The organism is Spirosoma oryzicola, from assembly GCF_021233055.1.
Classification (GTDB): Bacteria; Bacteroidota; Bacteroidia; order Cytophagales; family Spirosomataceae; genus Spirosoma; species Spirosoma oryzicola.
In genome coordinates this window covers 616,973-635,940 of record NZ_CP089538.1, presented here as the reverse complement: position 1 = coordinate 635,940, position 18,968 = coordinate 616,973, and the positions used below count along the sequence as shown (strand labels likewise).

The following is an 18,968-nucleotide window of genomic DNA, read 5'->3' as shown; positions in this document are numbered from 1 at the left end:
TTTCTTTTTCTCGAACGACTTCCGATTTTTGATTCGTGACTATCGAATTAGAAATAACGAATGATTGCGTGGCTGTGCTCCGGTCTATCACCGAGGACGAGCCAACGCTCCGGGCTGATCTAACACTGACCGCACCCGAACAGGAGGATCTGGCCGGTATCAGCCATCCGGCCCAACGCGTCGAATGGCTGGCCTGCCGGGTGGCCGTCAAAAGCTTGGTTGAAGCGCAAGGGTTAGCATACGCCGGACTACAGAAAGACGAATATGGAAAACCACACCTGATTGGGGCACCCTGGCACATTTCCCTTTCGCACACGGGCGGCTGGGCGGCTGCGGTATTGCACCGGACCCGTCCGGTTGGTATCGATATCGAACCCATTCGGGAACAGTTTCGGCGCGTTGTGCCACGGGTTTTATCGGAGGATGAGATCAGCCACGCAGCCGGAGAGCCAAATCGGCTGGCCGTCTACTGGTGCGCGAAAGAAGCGCTGTACAAACTCTACGGCAGACGCCAGCTTACCTTCCGTGATCATTTGCACGTTGAACCGTTTGCGGATGGCGACGACCATCTGGTTGGTCATGTCCGGCTACCCGACCACGAAGCACAACTAACGATTCGTTGTTTTCAGGTCGGGCCCGGCCTGTTGGCACTTGCTTTTTAGTAGGCTATCGTTGGGTGTAATCCGACAAGGGCAAACCATCCCCATCGTCTTTAACCATATCCAGAATTCGTTCAACCTCCTGAACCCGGTCCGTATCGCCATTTTTTTCGAAGGCAAGGGTCAGGTTTCGAAGCACCCGACGAACGATATCAACGTTTGTGCAGGGTTGATAGAACGTATCCAGACGCTTTAGATTCAATTGGTCGATATACTGGTCGATGTCTTTCTTCGTAAATACCAGCCCCCGATTGAAAACATTGATATAAAACTGAACCCCGTTGTCATTCTTATACGTCAGAACGAACAAGTTGGGCAGGTTTACGCCATAAACGGGCAGGTTCAGGCGCTTGGCGATCAGCATGTAAAGCACACAAAGCGTGATCGGATTACCCCGCCGTGTTTCCAGCACCTGATTGATCATCGAGTTAGACGGCGAGTGAAAATGCTTGGTATTCGGTGCAAATTTCAGCTTCGTGAAGAAAGCATTGTTCATAGCCCGAACCTGCTCGTCTGGGTGCATGTCTGGCTTGATATCAATCCAGACATCGTAATACAATTGCTCAATATCACGCTTTAACTTGTCGAGCGACAGATCCGGGTATTGGTAGGTCGAAACAATCCAGAGGCCTTCCAAGAGGTCCATGGCGCCACCGTTTTTCCAATCGCGCATCCGATCCAGCACGGATTCGTACTGCAAATCGTGGATGATTTCTTCGATTCGCTTTTGAAGGGCTGGATTAAAACTTCCCTCCCATTCGGTTTCCAGCAGCGGAATCATTTGCCCGCCTATTTGTCGTATTTGCTGTTCAACATGTTCAACTACCTCCATATCTTCGTCGTCCAACAAGGAGATCAGCGCTTTTAATTCGTTGTCGCTCATGCTTTTTTGTAACGTTTTAAGGTAGCCCCAAGATAAAAACTACTTTCGGAAACCTCCTGAATATACTACTTTTGTCTGGTTTAACGGGCCAGTATCCTAAAATAACAACAAAATTTTTATAAAAAACGGTTTGACTCCTACAGGTAATTCCCCAAAGATTCTGGTAACCGGCGGTGCTGGCTTTATTGGTTCGCACACAGTTGTTTCCCTGGTTGAAGCCGGTTTTGAGCCGGTCATTGTCGACGACTTTTCCAACTCCGAACGGTCCGTGCTCGACGGTCTGCGGACCATACTGGGCCGCGATGTAACGTGCTATTCGGCCAACTGTAACGATGCCGCCGAAATGGCAGCTATCTTTCAGAAAGAAGGCTTTAGCGGTGTCATTCATTTTGCCGCCTACAAAGCGGTGGGTGAATCGGTTCAAAAGCCGCTGAAGTATTACCGAAACAATCTGGATTCGCTGCTGCTGCTGTTAGAACTGATGCCAAAGTATAAGGTGTCTAACCTGGTATTTTCATCGTCCTGTACCGTGTACGGCCAACCGGAGCAACTACCTGTTACGGAGCAAACACCCCGACTACCGGCCCAGTCGCCGTATGGTAATACAAAAGCCATCAGCGAAGACATCATCCGTGATACGGTAAACGCTCAAGTACCCATTAAAGCATTAGCGCTGCGCTATTTTAATCCGGTTGGAGCACATCCGTCAGCCGAAATTGGTGAACTGCCGCTCGGTGTTCCGGCCAACCTGATTCCGTTCATCACGCAAACAGCTGCTGGTATCCGCCAGAGCCTCACCGTTTACGGCGATGACTACAACACATCCGACGGTACCTGCGTCCGCGATTATATTCATGTCGTTGATCTGGCCGAAGCGCACGTACAAGCCCTGCGGAAACTAAGTGAGTCCAGCGACGAAGCGAGCTACGATGTCATCAACATCGGCACAGGCCGGGGAGAAACGGTCCTGAATATCATCAAGACGTTCGAACAGGAAACCGGCGTTAAGCTTAATTACACCATCGGACCTCGTCGTGCGGGCGATGTAGAGCAGGTCTATGCCGATGTCACCAAAGCCAATCAGGCACTCGACTGGCAGGCACGTCGTTCACTGGCAGAATCTTTGCGGGATGCTTGGCGGTGGCAGCAGAAAATCAGTTAACTTAGGCTATATTAGCTATCTATAAAGTTAACTACATACCGTATACTGAAAACTTATTAACAATGAAAATTCTTATCACGGGCGGAGCCGGATTTATTGGATCGCATGTTGTTCGATTATTCGTCACAAAGTACCCGGAGTACCAAATTTATAACCTCGATAAGCTGACCTATGCCGGTAATCTGGCAAACCTGTCGGATATCGAAAATGCGCCGAACTACACGTTCATCAAGGGCGATATTACAGACGCGAAGTTCATAGACGATATGTTCACCGAACTGCTGTTCGATGGCGTTATTCACCTCGCGGCCGAATCGCACGTTGACCGTTCGATCACCGACCCGATGGCGTTTGTCATGACGAACGTCGTGGGTACTGTTAACCTGCTGAACGCGGCAAAGAACAGCTGGCAGGCAAGCGAATCGGGCTTCGAAGGAAAACGATTCTACCACGTCTCGACCGACGAAGTATACGGATCGCTTCATAATCCCGAAGATTTCTTCACTGAAGAAACCGCTTACGATCCTCAATCGCCTTATTCCGCTTCCAAAGCAGCATCCGACCATTTTGTACGGGCTTATGGTAATACTTACAAGCTGCCGGTCGTGTTGACAAACTGTTCGAACAACTACGGCCCGAATCATTTTCCGGAAAAACTCATTCCGTTGATGATTCATAATATTCAGACTAACAAGCCTTTACCGGTCTATGGCAAAGGAGAAAACATCCGTGACTGGCTGTATGTAGTGGACCACGCACGGGCGATTGATACCGTTTTTCACAAAGGCGAACTGGGCGAAACGTATAACATTGGCGGCTTTAACGAGTGGAAAAATATTGATCTGGTTCATTTGCTGTGCTCCATTATGGACCGCAAGCTTGGACGGCCAGAAGGCACATCGGCGCAGCTGATCACGTACGTAACCGACCGGGCCGGACATGATCTCCGTTACGCTATTGACGCTCACAAGATCATGAATGAACTTGGCTGGCAACCCTCGTTGCAATTCGAAGAAGGTCTCGAAAAAACGGTAGATTGGTTCCTGGCTAATCAGCAGTGGCTGGACAACGTTACGTCGGGCACTTATCAGACTTATTATCAGGGAATGTACGCAAATCGTTAAAAGCAAAGCATGGAGCCGGGAGTAAATAAATTCTCGGCTCCGGCTCTGCGCTCTACTATGAAAGGAATTATACTGGCCGGGGGCTCCGGCACCCGTCTTCATCCGCTTACACTGGCAGTCAGTAAACAGCTTATGCCCGTTTATGACAAGCCGATGATTTACTACCCCCTGTCTATTTTGATGCTGGCGGGTATTCGTGACATTTTAATCATCTCGACACCACACGATCTGCCTCACTTTGAGAAACTTCTCGGCGATGGGGAACGGATCGGGTGCCGCTTCAGCTACGCCATTCAGCCTAGCCCGGATGGACTGGCACAGGCGTTTATTATTGGCGAAGAGTTTATCGGTGACGATAAGGTAGCACTCGTTCTTGGTGACAATATTTTTTACGGTTCAGGATTGTCGAAACTACTTCAGGCTAACAATGATCCAGATGGTGGAGTCGTGTACGCTTACCAGGTACATGACCCTGAGCGTTATGGCGTCGTGGAGTTTGATGATTCGTTCAACGTACTTTCTATCGAGGAAAAACCTGAGCAGCCCAAGTCTCACTTCGCTGTTCCAGGGCTTTATTTCTATGACAATGAGGTCGTAGAAATTGCAAAGAACATTAAACCATCTCCCAGGGGCGAGCTAGAAATCACCGATATCAACCGGGTCTACCTCGAACGCGGTAAGCTGAAAGTGGGTGTACTGGACCGGGGAACGGCCTGGCTCGACACAGGTACGTTTGCGTCGTTGATGCAGGCGGGTCAGTTCGTGCAGGTGATTGAAGAACGCCAGGGACTAAAAATCGGCTGTATTGAAGAGATTGCGTATCGCATGAAATTCATCAATGCAGAACAATTGACAGCCATTGCCAAACCGCTGGTAAAAAGTGGTTATGGTCAGTATTTATTGAACATTCTCAAATAAACGTAACCTTAGTTGTAGCGTTTATATTGGTTAGAAACGTCAAGGAATTCCTTGGCGTTTTTTTTATGCTTTTTGAGCAACAACTAACCGCTTAGTAAATAAAGAGTGTAGCAAGCAGCTAACAAATTAAGCTATGACAACAAACGGCAGAAAATAAGAAATTTATTAAATCCTTATTTATCAGTACATTAGCTATAATAAATAAACGCTGTATTCTCGATTATAAAAGACAAACACGCTTAAATATACCTATATACATAAAAAAGATACATTGAGACTATTTCACTTAACTACCGTCACATAGCGTAAGCTAGGGAAATCAACTCAGGATTACACCTTGTTTCCACAGTTAACCGTACTTAAAAAATACCTAAGAAAGCATGATGCACTATGTTGACACGCTCACAACGGAGCTTGACTTCTTTCAAACCAAGGTTACGAAAATAATTACCCAGTTATACCGTACAAATGTCAAAGATCACAAAGGCAAGGTCATTCCCCAGATCTATCTCGCGGAAGAATGGGAATACGTGGGTCAGCCGTTCAACGCACTGACCGAACATGGCCTGGCTTACATTGTAAACGAAGAACTTGTCGAATTCTTTAGCTGGAGCGATTTAGATGCAGAGTCGCTGATTGACGTTGTGCGCATTCTGGAAGACAAAGATTTTGATTAGTTGCGGTACCACAACCGCATGAACTAAGTTTAATTGGGGTGTTAGTCTGGCATTCCTGCGGTCTTCACATATCACCGTGTTTTTTTGAGCCAGTCATGTCTTGCTGTTTTACCAAATTCAGCAAGACATGGCAATTACCCCAAATTTGGTACAGTCAGTTGGTGATCATTTCCGTTAAAAGCCATGCGTTAAGCTGAATTTTGTACAGTAGGCGGCTTTTTGACTACCTGTTGCACGAAGTTTCACCGTACTTTTATGGCCGTGAAGTGGTTGACAACCATACTGGCTCTTTATCTGACTGGCCTTTCCCTGTGGCCGTGCGCAGATGAAGCCTTATCCATAATCGGGCAAGGCAACCAGGGCGCGTTTATTTCGGCGAAGACCGCTTCGTCAGAAGCCTCTCACGACCATCAAGACCATTGTACACCATTCTGTAGCTGTGCCTGCTGTGCGGCCACAATTACAGTCGCTCCACAGTTTCATTACTCCCCGGCTTATCTCGTCGAAGTTGCCTTAGTTGCAACGACGGATTTTCAGTATACGCTTCTCCAATGGGCTGATCCACTTTCGGCGATCTGGCAGCCTCCCAAATTAGTAATCTGAACACCTCTTGCGTTTACGATTGACCCCGTATGCTTCATCAGCATATGCAGTTGATTCGTACGCAGCATCTTTTTGTATCCACTTGTTCAGATTCAATTATGCTGGATCGCATCATTCGTTTTTCTATACAGAACAAACTGATTATCGGGCTCTTTACGCTCGCACTCGTCATCTGGGGAAGTTACTCGCTGTCCAAGCTTCCTATTGATGCGCTGCCCGACATCACGAATAACCAGGTGCAGGTCATTACGCAAAGTCCAACCTTGTCGGCGCTGGATGTTGAGCGACTCATCAGTTTTCCGATTGAGCAGACGATGGCAACCCTACCCGACCTGGAGGAAGTCCGTTCAATTTCCCGCTTTGGCCTGTCGGTGATCACGATTGTCTTCTCAGATAAAGTCGATGTTTATCTAGCTCGCCAACAGGTTTTTGAGCGATTGCAGGCGGCTCGTTCGCAAATCCCGGCGGATGCGGGTGTTCCCGAATTATCGCCAGTGACTACCGGCCTCGGCGAAATTTACCAATACGTCCTACGGGCCAAACCTGGTTACGAAAAACGCTACCCGGCCATGGAACTGCGCTCCATACAGGACTGGATTGTCAGGCGGCAGTTGCTGGGCACGAAAGGCGTAGCGGATGTCAGTAGCTTTGGCGGTTACCTTAAACAGTACGAAGTAGCAATTGACCCACAGCGGCTTAGAGCCTCGGGGGTTACGATGGATGAGTTGTTTACGGCTTTGCAGCGCAATAACCAGAACGCGGGCGGAGCCTACATCGACCGCCGACCAAATGCGTACTTTATCCGTTCAGAAGGTCTTATCGGTTCGCTGGCCGACATTGGCAAAATCGAGGTACACCGAACTCCAGCGGGTATTCCTGTACTGGTGCGCGACGTGGCTCAGGTTCAGTTTGGTCATGCGGTACGCTACGGAGCCATGACTCGCAACGGCGAGGGCGAAGTGGTGGGCGCTATTGTCATGATGCTCAAAGGGGCCAACTCGTCCGAGGTAATCGGTAACGTCAAAGAGCGCATCGAGCAAATCAAAAAATCGCTGCCCGAAGGTGTAGAAATTCACGCGTTTCTGGACCGGACAAAGCTGGTTGATCGGGCTATCGGAACGGTCGAGCGTAACCTGATCGAAGGAGCGTTGATTGTCCTGTTTGTGTTGATTTTACTCCTGGGCAACTGGCGTGCCGGACTGGTTGTAGCCTCGGTGATTCCCCTGTCAATGCTGTTTGCGGTCTCGCTCATGAACTTCTTTGGTGTATCGGGCAATCTGATGAGTTTAGGCGCTATTGACTTTGGGCTGATTGTCGACGGTGCGGTGATTATCGTAGAAGCGACCTTGCACCATCTGATGCTGAAACGTTTCCGGCGTAACCTGTCGCAGGCCGAGATGGACGAAGAAGTTTTTGAATCCGCCAGCCGGATACGCTCATCGGCTGCCTTTGGCGAGATTATTATCCTGATTGTGTACCTGCCTATTCTCGCATTGGTCGGTATTGAAGGCAAAATGTTTCGCCCGATGGCCCAGACCGTCGTTTTTGCCATTGTTGGCGCTTTTATCCTCTCGCTAACGTACGTTCCTATGGTTTCGGCTCTGCTCCTGAGTAAGAAACCTGTCCGTGAAGGATCACGGACCATCTCTGACCGGATCATGGCTTTTTTCCACCGGCTCTATACACCAGCGATAACGTGGACGCTCAATCATAAAGGTATGGTCGTTGGTTCCTCACTGGTACTCTTCGCCGGTAGCCTGTTGGTTTTTAGCCGATTGGGGGGCGAATTCATTCCGCAACTAGACGAAGGTGATTTTGCCGTTGAAACGCGCGTCATGACTGGCTCTTCGCTCGCTCAGTCCAGTGAAGCATCCTTACAGGCAGGCCGTATGTTGAAAGAAACCTTTCCGGAAGTAATTGAAGTGGTTGGCAAGACCGGTGCCAGCGAAATTCCGACTGATCCGATGCCGATAGAAGCCACCGATTTGATGGTTATCCTCAAGGACCGTAGCGAATGGACTTCGGCGGACAGTCGGGAGGAATTAGCGGATAAAATGCAGGATAAGCTCAACCAGATTCCGGGCGTAAGTTTTGGTTTCCTTCAACCCATCCAGATGCGGTTTAGCGAACTGATTTCGGGCGTTAAGCAGGATGTGGCGATCAAACTTTATGGCGAAGACCTGAAATTGCTGGCCGAATATGCCGCCCGCATCGGTCGGATAGCGACTACGGTACAAGGCGTGAAAGATCTGTACGTCGAACAGGTTTCCGGTTTACCGCAGATCGTGGTTCGTTTTGACCGCGACGCACTGGCTCGCTTCGGGTTGTCGGTTGAAGAAGCCAACCGGTACCTGCAAGCTGCTTTTGCCGGTGCTTCGGCGGGTTTGGTTTACGAAGGCGAGCGACGGTACGATCTGGTGGTTCGGCTGCAACAGCAAAGCCGCCAACGACTCGAAGATGTGCAGAATCTGCTGGTGACATCCGTAGACGGTCAAGCGATTCCGCTGAGTCAACTTGCTGATGTGTCGTTTCAAAACAGCACCAACCAGGTACAGCGCGAAAATGCGCAACGGCGAATCACAGTGGCCTTCAATGTGCGCGAACGCGACGTAGAAAGCGTTGTCCGCGAATTACAACAAAAGCTAGACCAGCAACTCAAACTTTCTCCGGGCTATTATCTGACGTATGGCGGTCAATTTCAAAACCTGGAAGAAGCAAAAGATCGGCTTAGCATCGCTGTACCGGCCGCTTTGGGTTTAATTTTTACCCTGCTCTTTTTTACGTTTAGATCGATTCGTCAGAGTCTGCTAGTTTTTTCGGCCATTCCCTTGTCGGCCATTGGGGGCATCTTCGCCCTTTGGATTCGAGATATGCCGTTTAGTATTTCGGCGGGCGTCGGCTTTATTGCCCTTTTTGGCGTGGCAGTTTTAAACGGTATCGTTCTGATTGGTGAATTCAACCACCTTAAGACCGAAACTGAACTCAGTTTACGCGAGCGGATTCTCCAGGGGACCGCTACCCGACTGCGTCCGGTTATGATGACCGCACTCGTGGCTTCGTTGGGCTTTTTGCCAATGGCTTTAGCCAAAACGGCAGGCGCGGAGGTCCAACGACCTCTGGCTACGGTAGTCATTGGCGGGTTGCTGTCGGCCACGCTATTAACGCTCCTGGTGCTGCCGTGTCTTTACTGGTGGGAACAAACCACTCAACAGAGAAACAGCGCAGGCGTCAGGCATTTATCCAGCGGTACACCAACGGCGATTGGTAAAGCGCTGACCGGTTTACTTGTGCTGGGGCTACTAGGCGGTATTTACCACTCGGTGCAGGCTCAGGTTCCACAACTGACGACAACGTCACTCTCGCTTGATGCGGCTTTACAACAGGCTATTACCAACAACGGAAGTACTCGCGTCAGTACGCTCAATACGGCCATTCAGCAGACTGGTCGTCGGTCGGCCCGTGACATTGGAGCGACGAATTTATCCTGGATGGGGGGGCAATACAACGGCGTCAACTTCGATAACAACGTCACGCTTCAGCAAAGCTTGCCTAACCCTAAACTCATTAAGCAATTGGGACGTCTGGCTGATGCGGCTATCGCCAGCAGTGAAGTACAGGCCAAGTTAACGCAGAATGGTTTGAGGGCGCAGGTAAAAGCCGCTTATTACGATCTGCTTTATCTGGTAGAACGGAATAAGCTTTTACGGTCTCAGGATAGCCTGTTGATTGCATTTCGGGCGGCTACCGAACTTCGGCTGAAAACAGGTGAGGGTACAACCGTTGAAGTGGCGACGGCTAGCAATCAATTGGGTGAACTGCGAAATCTACTGGCCCAAAATGAAGCCGATCAGCAGATTGCCCAGAGCCGTTTGCAAACGTTGCTAAACACCAATCGACCGATTCAACTCTCGGAGAACAGCCTGACCCGTCGCAACTTACCGACTGTAACGGATTCGATCACGCTGGCCCAAACGCCTGAACTGGCTTTACTGCGCCAACAAACCGAAGTAGCCGCTCAGCAAACGGCGGTCGAACAAGCGCGTCTGCTCCCTTCTTTTTCGCTGGGTTATTTCAACCAATCGCTCATTGGAACGTATACGGTCGACAATCAGGAAGTTAGTTATGGTGGCGGAAAACGGTTTCAAGGCTTCATAGCGGGGGTCGCCGTGCCTTTGTTTACTCGTCCGCAACGCGCGCGCGTCGAAGCGGCCCGACTAGGCCAGCAACTAAGCGAAGCCAGTCTGAGTTTGACTCAACGGAATCTGCAAGGCGAGTTAAGCATTCTAGTTCAATCGATTCGCAAACTGCAAAGTAGCCTCAACTACTACGATCAAACCGGGCTACCTACGGCTCGCTTGTTGACCGATCAGGCAAATCGAGCGTTTCGGGCGGGCGAAATCGCGTATCTGCAACTCTCTCAGGCGCTTACCCAGGCTTACCAAACCCGCACTGGCTACGTAGACACCATTAATCAATACAATCAGGCGGTCATCGCTCTGGAGCAATTACTTGGTCTGCCTTAATCCCATCCCTATGTTGACCTTACTAAATCGCTATCTGATTGCCCTGCTAGTTGCCCTGTTCAGTCTTGCGGGCTGCAAGCAACAGGCAACCAACGAGCGTGAAACGAAAGCAGAAACAACGCATACGCACAACGAAGAACCGGCCGACATTGTCGAACTGACGGATGATCAGATCCGCATTGGTGGCATCCGTTTAGGAAAAATCGACTACCGCAATTTAAGTCAGCAGTTGACCGTCAATGGTCGATTAGCCGTTCCGGCTCAAAGTCAGGTCAATGTATCGGCGTTATTAGGTGGATTCATCCGAACGATACCGTTGTTGCCCGGTCAGCCTGTCACGAAAGGGCAGGTACTGGCCCGCATCGAAAACCCGGATCTGATTCAGCTACAGCAGGATTACGCCGAAACGTATAGCCGACTAACGTTTTTAGAAACCGAATTTGCTCGTCAGAAAGAGCTCAGCGAGCAAAATGTAAGCGCCTTGAAAGTATTTCAGCAGACCAGCGCCGACCTAAAGGCAACACGCGCCCGTTTAGCGGGAATGGCTCACCGGATGCGGCTAGTTGGCTTATCGACGCAGGCAGCCCTAGACGGTAAATTTAGCAGTATGTATGTCCTGACCGCACCCGTGGCTGGTGTTGTAACGAGTCTATCGACCACAGCCGGACAATACGTACAACCCAGCGATGTAATTGCTCAACTGACCAGCAGTCATGGGCTGTACGCTGAACTTACTGTCTTTGAAAAGGACCTGCCACAGCTTCGGGAGGGTCAGCGGGTAGTTATCCGACTGACAAACGAAAACGGGCGTGAACGCTACGGACGCATCAAACACATCAATCAATCCATTGATGCCGACCGTTCCGTTCGCGTGGTCGCCCAGCTTGACCAACCAGCCGCTCACCTGACACCTAACACCTTCCTGAAAGCAAGCCTTGATCTGGGCGACAGTCGAGTGACGGCGTTACCGGAAGGTGCTATTGTATCCGCCGAGGGAAAGGATTACATTTTTGTAGTCACCAACGAGCAAGCCCCTAAACACCATGAGCATGAAGAAAAAAGCGAAGCGAATCACCAGCCAGACGAAGCGGAACAGCATGGTACAAGCTTTAAACAGATTCAGGTTCGGCGGGGAGTAACCGAAGGTGGTTATTCGCAAATTACACTACCATCTACAATCGATCTGGCTACGACTAAAGTGGTGACCAACGGCGCTTATGCGGTACTATCACAGCTTCAGGCCGCTGGTGGGCACGAGGAAGGTCATGCTCATTGACGAAAGGAACCTTGGCTTATGCTGGTTGCTTATGTTGGAGATATGTCGCCAAACCGTTTATACTCAATTCAATGAACGCACTTATCACGGGTAGTCTAACGCTGAGCCTGCTTCACGCCCTGATCCCCAGCCATTGGTTACCCCTCGTGACCATTGGCCAGACCGAACGCTGGTCGTACCGGCAGTTAATTTTTGTTACCGTAGTTGTTGGACTGGCGCACACAATCAGTACCAGTTTGTTAGGTATACTGGTGAGTTTAGCGGGATGGCAACTGGCCGAGAACTACCACGATCTTTCGGAGCGAGCCATTCCTTTACTGCTCCTTGCGCTGGGGCTTTGGTATTTGATGCAGCACATCCAGCACCGGCACCTTCACAACCATATCGACACGAAAGCAGTCCGGCAGACACGCTCGTTCAGTGCCTTACTCCTATCGTTGGGACTGGCTATGTTTCTTTCACCCTGTCTGGAAATTGAAGCTTACTTCTTGAGCGCGGGCGCTCAGGGTTGGCAGGCCGTTGCCCTGGTCGTCCTGATCTATAATGTGATCACGTTATCGGGAATGCTGGTCATGGTTACGCTGGGGCGGCATGGGTTGCGCCGGGTCAACGCTCATTGGTTTGAACACAATGAAAATCTAATAACTAGTTTGACACTGATCGGGCTGGCTATACTTAATTTTTACATCGAATTCTAACGGACGCTATGGCACACGACCACAATCATACTCATGACGACGATCACGACCACGAGGACGTGGCCCTGATAGAAACAGGTACAACCCCGGCGGCTAATGCAGCACCGGCGAAGAAAGGTCCGGAGCAGACCTGGCGCACCTACGCACCGGCCATCAGTAGCTTGGTTTTGCTGCTAGCCGGTATTGCTCTAGACCATTACGCTGCCGACTGGTTTCAGAACCCGATTCGCTTTCTCTGGTACCTGATCGCTTATCTTCCTGTCGGATGGCCAGTCCTGCACCGCGCCTGGAGCCGGATTCTCCACCGGGATGTGTTCACAGAATTTTTTCTGATGGGTGTTGCCACGGTAGGCGCTTTTGGCATCGGCGAATATCCCGAAGGGGTTACGGTCATGCTGTTTTACACCATCGGCGAACTGTTTCAGGATGCGGCTGTGTTGCGCGCCCGTCGGTCAATCAAAGCGCTGTTGGATGTTAGACCCGATCAGGTAACGGTTATCCGGAATGGGCAAGCAATGCCGGTTCAAGCAGCCACGGTAGCCGTTGGCGACGTTGTCCAGGTAAAGCCCGGTGAGAAAGTCGGCCTCGACGGCACTATGCGATCAGAAAGCGGCAGTTTCGACACGGCGGCCTTAACCGGAGAAAGCGTTCCCCGTACCATTCGCAAGGGCGACGTTGTGCTGGCCGGAATGATTAACCGGCAATCGCTGGTCGAGATGGACGTAACAACGCCTTATCAGGATTCTAAGTTATCCCGCATTCTTAAGCTCGTTCAGCAGGCAACAGGTCGTAAAGCACAGACTCAGGAATTTATAGCCCGCTTTGCCCGAATCTACACGCCAGCCATCTGTGGGCTAGCGTTGCTGATTACGCTCGTGCCTTATTTTTTCGTGGCTGATTACCAATTTCACGACTGGCTTTACCGGGGGTTGGTCTTTCTCGTGATTGGTTGTCCATGCGCATTGGTCATCTCGATTCCGCTCGGGTATTTTGGTGGTATCGGTGCGGGGTCCAAACATGGTATTTTGTTCAAAGGCTCCGTATTTCTCGATTTGATGACCCAGCTTAAAACGGTCGTCATGGACAAAACGGGTACCCTGACAAAAGGAGTCTTTAAGGTTCAGGATGCCACATCCATAGGCATTGATGCCAATGAACTAGCCAAATTAACAGCGGCATTGGAAAGTAAATCAACGCATCCGGTAGCTACGGCACTTATTGCCTATGCCGGGAAAGGATACGAATCCGTTTCAGTAGAAGATGTCGAAGAAATTCCCGGTCACGGCTTAAAAGGCAAGGTAGCCGGTAGGACTATGCTGGCCGGAAACGCCAAGCTACTGCGAAAGTTCGGCGTAGTATTCGATGAATCATTGCTTAACATACCTTACACCATTGTTATGACGGCCCTCGACGGGCAGTTCGCTGGGTATTTTACGATTGCGGATGAACTCAAACCCGACGCAGCCGACGCGATCCAGCGTCTTAAGGAAAATGGCATTCGTACCGTGATGTTATCGGGCGATAAATCAGCGGTGGTTGACGCAGTTGCCCAACAGCTTGGCGTCGATGAATGGCACGGCGATTTACTTCCTGAAGATAAAGTCGCTCAGGTTGAGCACCTTAAAGCTGCGTATACCGGTGACAAAAAAGCAAAATTGGCCTTCGTCGGTGATGGCGTCAACGATGCCCCTGTCGTTGCGCTGGCCGACGTTGGAATAGCGATGGGCGGTCTGGGTTCAGACGCCACCATCGAGACGGCTGACGTAATCATTCAGAATGACGAACCGGCTAAAATTGCAACTGCCGTTGCTATCGGTCAAGCCACTCGTCGAATTGTCTGGCAAAACATTAGTCTATCACTCATCGTCAAAGCGATTGTACTTCTGCTGGGTGCAGGAGGTATTGCCACGATGTGGGAAGCGGTCTTCGCCGATGTTGGCGTGGCAATGCTGGCGATTCTCAATGCGGTGCGGGTACAGAATCTCAAATTTCGCTAACGCCCTGTCAGTTTACCAAGCCTTTTTCGCAAGAAGCAGATCGGCCAGAAAACACGGTACAACAAAAAGCCCTGTCAATCATAATGTTGACAGGGTTTCCTTTAACCTAACCTATATAATAAGATATCGAAACAGGACGGAATATTTGTTTTCGCACTCAGCTAGTTAGGTTGCTTTAAAGTCTTGTTCCGAAAGGTTATTTTTCGCTCGCTTTCGGTAAATGTTTCAGTATAGTTTTACGCTTCAAAAGTTTCTTTTTCCGTGCTGATATGGTATCAATATTCTTGCTCCTTTTTTTGCGTAATCTAAAGTTAGGTAGTTTGCTTCTAGTAGTAACTGCAATGATACACGGTTTTTCGCTGCGATATGAGCTATTGAGCCAGTAGCCTCATTTGTTACAGCACCACGAGCTATCATTATTATTGGCGTCTCTCCAGCGATGATTTTTTTGTCATCTATTATGTGGCTATTAAGTCGCCTCATAAGCTGAGGCTCCTGATTTGACTCGTATGCAATTTGGTTAAGTTCGTCACCCTCTTTAGCTATAATAACATAAAGCAATAAGGTAGTATTAAGCTTCTGCTGTTGATCGAGCAGTTTTGTAGCCTGCTCCAGCGATGCTTTGTTAGGCCAAAATTTATTCTTGCTTTTGTCATCCTCAAAAAACTTCTTTAACCCAGTAGGGATAGGAATAGGAGGAGTTTCTATTAGACCTATCTTAACCATAAACAAAAAGAATATGGCAGCAGTCCACAAAAACTGTTTTATAATTTTTATGACATACTTTCCATCGACAATATAAAATAGAACTTTCAGCCAGTTCGGGAGTTCAGGTTCTGTACCTGACTCCGGTACTTTTGGGCGGGGAACTTGTTGTATGGTGTCCATGTAGCAGGTTGTAAAACTGGTCTCATTGTTTATTCGATGTTTATTATAAATCTAAACAAAAATTATTAACTATTTTCTCAGTTAGCATTAATTTAATATTAACCTCCCAATAATTTTTAATATTATATTCTTTCATTTTCATAATTACTAATATATTATTATTAAATAAAAATATATATTTTATTTACTATTATTGAAATTAGTTAATAATATTATCTTTTTTCTTGTTTCATAATAACAAAAAAAGTCCTAGTTCTTTTTCCAGGACTTTTTTTGTTATTATGTTTATAAATAAACTATTTCAGTACTCTTACTACGCTGGATGACATTGATATTTATCTTCATTAATACCTACATATTACTCTTTGCGAGACAGAATTTGTTCTGTCTTATCGTCCATTGCCTCCGGCCCCAACTGGCTACGCCGTTTATACAGCACGTTGGCTTTATCAACAAAGTCCTGATTGAAGCTGGACAGATAACGCTCTGTCGTAATAATCGACTGGTGGCCTAAAGCCTGCTGCACTAAGCGAACGTTTTCCGTCATATCGAACAAATGCTCAGCGAACGTATGCCGAGCCGTGTGTAGGGTTAAATTCTTCGGTATATCAAGATGGGTAGCAACCCGTTTTAAAACCTTGTCTATGTCGCTTATTTTCGTGCTTACCGCGTTGGACAGCTGACTTTCGGTCATTATGCTGTAACGAGGGTGACGCATAAACGGAAATATGAAGTCCTGGGACTTTTTGTCTTTCGCGTGCCGAAGCATGATTGAAAGGGCCGGCTCCTCAATAACTATCGTTTTTGGTTTGTCTTTCTTATCGGATATAAACGAGAAACGCCACTGACGTACAGGTTTATCGTCCTGCAAATGCCAGACCTGTTGCAGCTGCTCGCAACGGGCCGACACCAGATCACCGCCCCGGATACCGTGAAGGTAATAGCTACATACGTACAAATCCCGCGCCCAGGACTCGACTGAATTGGTGACCTTGCGCCCTTTCTTGATGTCGCTAAAATCCGCGTCGATCAATACCTCAAGCTCGGCCTCAGTTAACCGGCTCCGGTTGACGGGGGCCGTTACTAATTTCTTTCCCCGCAGGGGGTCTGTTTCAGAGGGTAGATTATGCTTGTTAATGTAACCTGTGATGTGCTGGCGAATCCGGCGCAGGTAGTCCGTTGTCGTATTGCGCCGGGCCGCGTCGGTTGTAGGCCGTTTAATGGTGCGCGTCAGCAGGTAGGTTTCAAACTGATTGATTACGTCCGGCGTCAGCTCATAGAATGAGACTTCGCCCGTTTTCTCGTTACGGTTCAAAAAACGGCGCAGGTTAACCAGTACGGCGGAGTGATTGCGCACGTTACTATTTTGCTCCCGCTGCTGATAAACGGCTATCTGCTGCTCGATATAGCCCGAAAACGAATCCGTTTCGTTGTTGACCAAAGCCCGTTTAATGTCATCGGCAGTAAAAGGCCGGTTTGTCTGGCTCAGACGGCTGAGGCTGGAATAGGCTTTATCCTGCCAGTTTCTCAGAATCTCGTTCAGCGTCTGATAATTGTCGTGTCCCTTGCGAATCCAGTTCTGTTTTTCGTACGTGCCGTCAGGGTTAAAACTCTTTTCACGAACGTACACACCCGTACCAACGTACTTTAGTTTACGTTTGTAGGTTATCCGTAGCAGGATAAGCCGCGTTCCATCTTCGCGCAGCGTTTCGTTCTGGACAAATTTGTAAGTAACCGATGACATAGCAAACTAGGCGTTCAGGCCGTAAATGATACCGGGTATTGAAAACATCAGCTGTATATCTGATTTGCGCAGTTGAACGGTTCCGCCCCGTTCGGTGGTGAAGCTACCCAGCTCAAGAACGCCAGTCGTGCGCAGGTTATTGGCAATAACCCGCTTTAGCAGAAACTCGCCGTCGCTGGTGACGATTGCGACCGATCCGTCAAACAAACGCGAGTAGTCGGCAGGTTCGAGCGCAAGCCCCAGCAGCCAGTACCCAGTAAAATATAAAGGCTCCATGCGGTCAGAGTTTCCTACCTCAATCGCATAGGCGCGTTTGTGCTGTTCTACCGATACAGCCTGTTTTGGCGCGTACATAGCCGTTTCTGGCCGCATGGACGGCATAAAGTTGCTTTGTACCTCATCCAGATATTTCGCGTCCAGCTTCGGGCGATCCGCTACACTCAGGCGCGGTACGGCAATAAGGTTCGTCGGTACGGAGGTCGCCGCAGTGCGAGCCTCGCCGAACACCTCTTCGGGCGTTACGTTACGATCCAGTAGCTTACCGAGCGCTTTCAGGATATTAATTCTAACGTTCTGACGGAAACGTTCTGTATTGTAATAGGCACCGACCTGATTGCGGGAAACGCCGATTTCCTTGCCGATCAGTTCCTGATTCAGCGTCGGCTTATGCCGTTCGACAAACCGACGCAAACGCTTTCCCTCGTGGTCATTCTGGGCGATTGGCCGTTCGTTTGTCATCGTCAGAGCCGAGGGCATCGTTTCGTCCTGATCATTCTCAAGCCATTCGATTGTAACCTCGTTGAATGTGTCGGCGATCTTTTGCAGCGTATCCTGACTAGGCTTATTTGGCGTACCTCGCTCTAACCGGGTCATGGTCGAAGGCGCTACGCCGATCAGCTGAGAAAACCGATTCTGGTTTATTCCTAGCATATCACGTAACGCGGTAATCTTTTCACTTGCATTCATCTGGTATAATTCGGCTGTTTGGCTCATTATGTAATATTATTATGCTCTTTCCTTGCGAGGAATAAATTCGATGTTAATATTTGCAAAACTTTTTATTAACATCACGCAAAATTTAGGGAAAGGTTGGAATCTTATGCAAAATATTGAAAAAGATTTTTCGGCTGTTACGCAAAAAATCGGTTTCGGTCGCATCGCAGAGCTGGCAAATGTAGCTTACCAAGTTGTTAGTAGAATGGCAAAAAACCCGCGCCCTGGCTACAAATATCATGTTCGCAGACGTATTCTGACCGCAGTTATTGAGGAATCGGAAAGGCGTATTTTTCAGCTACGTTCTGAGGCTGATCAACTGGAAACTCAAATATCTGATTTCAAGACATGGAGAGCGCAACAGTTCGACAAATAAGCCCCGATTCGGTTGTCGTGCCGCTTTCGCTGTGGCAGCGACTTGAGCGACTGGTCCCGCTAATGGATAGCGTTCTTAATCGTTTAGACACGCTGGAATCAAGTTCGGTCACGGGCAGCGAATATCTGAGCCGTTCTCAAGCCATGCAATTTTTACACGTCGGCAGTACAAAGCTCTGGGAATTAAAGAACTCCGGTACGATTGAAACGACCGAAAAAACCGGCAAAGTTTTATACAAAACGAGTTCCTGTAGGTCTTATCTACAAAGTCAGGGCTATAGCGCAGAAATGGCACAAGAGCGTTTCCGGAAAATTTTGCAGACAAAGCAAAAAAGATAACTTTTTTTATTGTGTAATGTTAATATTAATATTACTATTGCAAAGCGGTAGCAAAAAACACTGGCCTCACAGAAACCAGTGTTTCGGTACTCTAACAGATTAACACGTT

Annotated in this window: 16 protein-coding genes; 12 read left to right on the top strand and 4 right to left on the bottom strand. The window is 48.9% G+C overall.

Annotated elements, in window-relative coordinates; all coding sequences use genetic code 11:
* Positions 1-35 precede the first annotated feature (35 nt).
* Entirely contained in the window at positions 36-662 is a 627-nt protein-coding gene (locus LQ777_RS02680; RefSeq protein ID WP_425276921.1) for a 4'-phosphopantetheinyl transferase family protein, read from the top strand.
* A 4-nt stretch (positions 663-666) separates the two neighbouring features.
* Here the strand turns inward: LQ777_RS02680 and LQ777_RS02675 are convergent, their stop codons facing one another.
* Positions 667-1,542: a transglutaminase-like domain-containing protein gene (locus tag LQ777_RS02675; RefSeq protein WP_232560976.1), complete on the bottom strand. Its 876-nt coding sequence runs from the start codon at positions 1,540-1,542 to the stop codon at positions 667-669.
* Between the two features lie 130 nt (positions 1,543-1,672).
* On the opposite strand from LQ777_RS02675, the gene galE reads away from it, so the two are divergent.
* From galE to LQ777_RS02630, 9 genes are all read left to right on the top strand, one after another.
* Complete coding sequence (gene galE / locus LQ777_RS02670) at positions 1,673-2,704, top strand: UDP-glucose 4-epimerase GalE (RefSeq protein ID WP_232560975.1); 1,032 nt, start codon at positions 1,673-1,675, stop codon at positions 2,702-2,704.
* 62 nt (positions 2,705-2,766) lie between these two features.
* The gene (rfbB, locus tag LQ777_RS02665) at positions 2,767-3,828 is read left to right on the top strand and encodes a dTDP-glucose 4,6-dehydratase (RefSeq protein WP_232560974.1); all 1,062 of its coding nucleotides are present in this window, start codon (positions 2,767-2,769) and stop codon (positions 3,826-3,828) included.
* Between the two features lie 57 nt (positions 3,829-3,885).
* Positions 3,886-4,746 (top strand): glucose-1-phosphate thymidylyltransferase RfbA, encoded by an 861-nt coding sequence (rfbA, locus tag LQ777_RS02660; protein WP_232560973.1) that lies wholly within the window; start codon positions 3,886-3,888, stop codon positions 4,744-4,746.
* 380 nt (positions 4,747-5,126) lie between these two features.
* Positions 5,127-5,423 (top strand): hypothetical protein, encoded by a 297-nt coding sequence (locus LQ777_RS02655; protein WP_232560972.1) that lies wholly within the window; start codon positions 5,127-5,129, stop codon positions 5,421-5,423.
* Positions 5,424-5,678: 255 nt separating this feature from the next.
* On the top strand, positions 5,679-6,026 hold the full coding sequence (locus LQ777_RS02650) for a hypothetical protein (protein WP_232560971.1): 348 nt from the start codon (positions 5,679-5,681) through the stop codon (positions 6,024-6,026).
* Between the two features lie 98 nt (positions 6,027-6,124).
* Complete coding sequence (locus LQ777_RS02645; protein WP_232560970.1) at positions 6,125-10,549, top strand: CusA/CzcA family heavy metal efflux RND transporter; 4,425 nt, start codon at positions 6,125-6,127, stop codon at positions 10,547-10,549.
* Between the two features lie 10 nt (positions 10,550-10,559).
* The gene (locus LQ777_RS02640) at positions 10,560-11,825 is read left to right on the top strand and encodes an efflux RND transporter periplasmic adaptor subunit (protein ID WP_232560969.1); all 1,266 of its coding nucleotides are present in this window, start codon (positions 10,560-10,562) and stop codon (positions 11,823-11,825) included.
* Positions 11,826-11,896: 71 nt separating this feature from the next.
* On the top strand, positions 11,897-12,523 hold the full coding sequence (locus tag LQ777_RS02635; RefSeq protein ID WP_232560968.1) for a hypothetical protein: 627 nt from the start codon (positions 11,897-11,899) through the stop codon (positions 12,521-12,523).
* A gap of 8 nt (positions 12,524-12,531) precedes the next feature.
* Positions 12,532-14,520, top strand: coding sequence for a heavy metal translocating P-type ATPase (locus LQ777_RS02630; protein ID WP_232560967.1), 1,989 nt, complete (start codon positions 12,532-12,534; stop codon positions 14,518-14,520).
* Positions 14,521-14,763: 243 nt separating this feature from the next.
* On the opposite strand, the gene LQ777_RS02625 is transcribed toward LQ777_RS02630, so the two are convergent.
* The 3 genes from LQ777_RS02625 to LQ777_RS02615 all read right to left on the bottom strand — a co-directional run bounded on the left by LQ777_RS02625 (position 14,764) and on the right by LQ777_RS02615 (position 18,145).
* Positions 14,764-15,408 (bottom strand): hypothetical protein, encoded by a 645-nt coding sequence (locus LQ777_RS02625; protein WP_232560966.1) that lies wholly within the window; start codon positions 15,406-15,408, stop codon positions 14,764-14,766.
* A gap of 358 nt (positions 15,409-15,766) precedes the next feature.
* On the bottom strand, positions 15,767-17,152 hold the full coding sequence (locus LQ777_RS02620) for a tyrosine-type recombinase/integrase (RefSeq protein WP_232560965.1): 1,386 nt from the start codon (positions 17,150-17,152) through the stop codon (positions 15,767-15,769).
* Between the two features lie 6 nt (positions 17,153-17,158).
* Positions 17,159-18,145: a helix-turn-helix domain-containing protein gene (locus LQ777_RS02615; RefSeq protein WP_232560964.1), complete on the bottom strand. Its 987-nt coding sequence runs from the start codon at positions 18,143-18,145 to the stop codon at positions 17,159-17,161.
* 43 nt (positions 18,146-18,188) lie between these two features.
* Between LQ777_RS02615 and LQ777_RS02610 the strand changes: the two genes are divergently transcribed.
* A complete protein-coding gene (locus LQ777_RS02610; protein WP_232560963.1) occupies positions 18,189-18,521 on the top strand; it encodes a hypothetical protein in 333 nt (110 codons plus the stop codon).
* A gap of 62 nt (positions 18,522-18,583) precedes the next feature.
* Positions 18,584-18,859: a hypothetical protein gene (locus tag LQ777_RS02605; protein ID WP_232560962.1), complete on the top strand. Its 276-nt coding sequence runs from the start codon at positions 18,584-18,586 to the stop codon at positions 18,857-18,859.
* Positions 18,860-18,968 lie beyond the last annotated feature (109 nt).

Coding starts and splice junctions, on each gene's coding strand:
- LQ777_RS02675 (WP_232560976.1), bottom strand. CDS start 1,542: ATGAGCGACAACGAATTAAAAGCGCTGATCTCCTTGTTGGACGACGAA.
- rfbB (WP_232560974.1), top strand. CDS start 2,767: ATGAAAATTCTTATCACGGGCGGAGCCGGATTTATTGGATCGCATGTT.
- rfbA (WP_232560973.1), top strand. CDS start 3,886: ATGAAAGGAATTATACTGGCCGGGGGCTCCGGCACCCGTCTTCATCCG.
- LQ777_RS02655 (WP_232560972.1), top strand. CDS start 5,127: ATGATGCACTATGTTGACACGCTCACAACGGAGCTTGACTTCTTTCAA.
- LQ777_RS02650 (WP_232560971.1), top strand. CDS start 5,679: ATGGCCGTGAAGTGGTTGACAACCATACTGGCTCTTTATCTGACTGGC.
- LQ777_RS02645 (WP_232560970.1), top strand. CDS start 6,125: ATGCTGGATCGCATCATTCGTTTTTCTATACAGAACAAACTGATTATC.
- LQ777_RS02640 (WP_232560969.1), top strand. CDS start 10,560: ATGTTGACCTTACTAAATCGCTATCTGATTGCCCTGCTAGTTGCCCTG.
- LQ777_RS02635 (WP_232560968.1), top strand. CDS start 11,897: ATGAACGCACTTATCACGGGTAGTCTAACGCTGAGCCTGCTTCACGCC.
- LQ777_RS02630 (WP_232560967.1), top strand. CDS start 12,532: ATGGCACACGACCACAATCATACTCATGACGACGATCACGACCACGAG.
- LQ777_RS02625 (WP_232560966.1), bottom strand. CDS start 15,408: ATGGACACCATACAACAAGTTCCCCGCCCAAAAGTACCGGAGTCAGGT.
- LQ777_RS02620 (WP_232560965.1), bottom strand. CDS start 17,152: ATGTCATCGGTTACTTACAAATTTGTCCAGAACGAAACGCTGCGCGAA.
- LQ777_RS02615 (WP_232560964.1), bottom strand. CDS start 18,145: ATGAGCCAAACAGCCGAATTATACCAGATGAATGCAAGTGAAAAGATT.
- LQ777_RS02610 (WP_232560963.1), top strand. CDS start 18,189: ATGTTAATATTTGCAAAACTTTTTATTAACATCACGCAAAATTTAGGG.
- LQ777_RS02605 (WP_232560962.1), top strand. CDS start 18,584: ATGGATAGCGTTCTTAATCGTTTAGACACGCTGGAATCAAGTTCGGTC.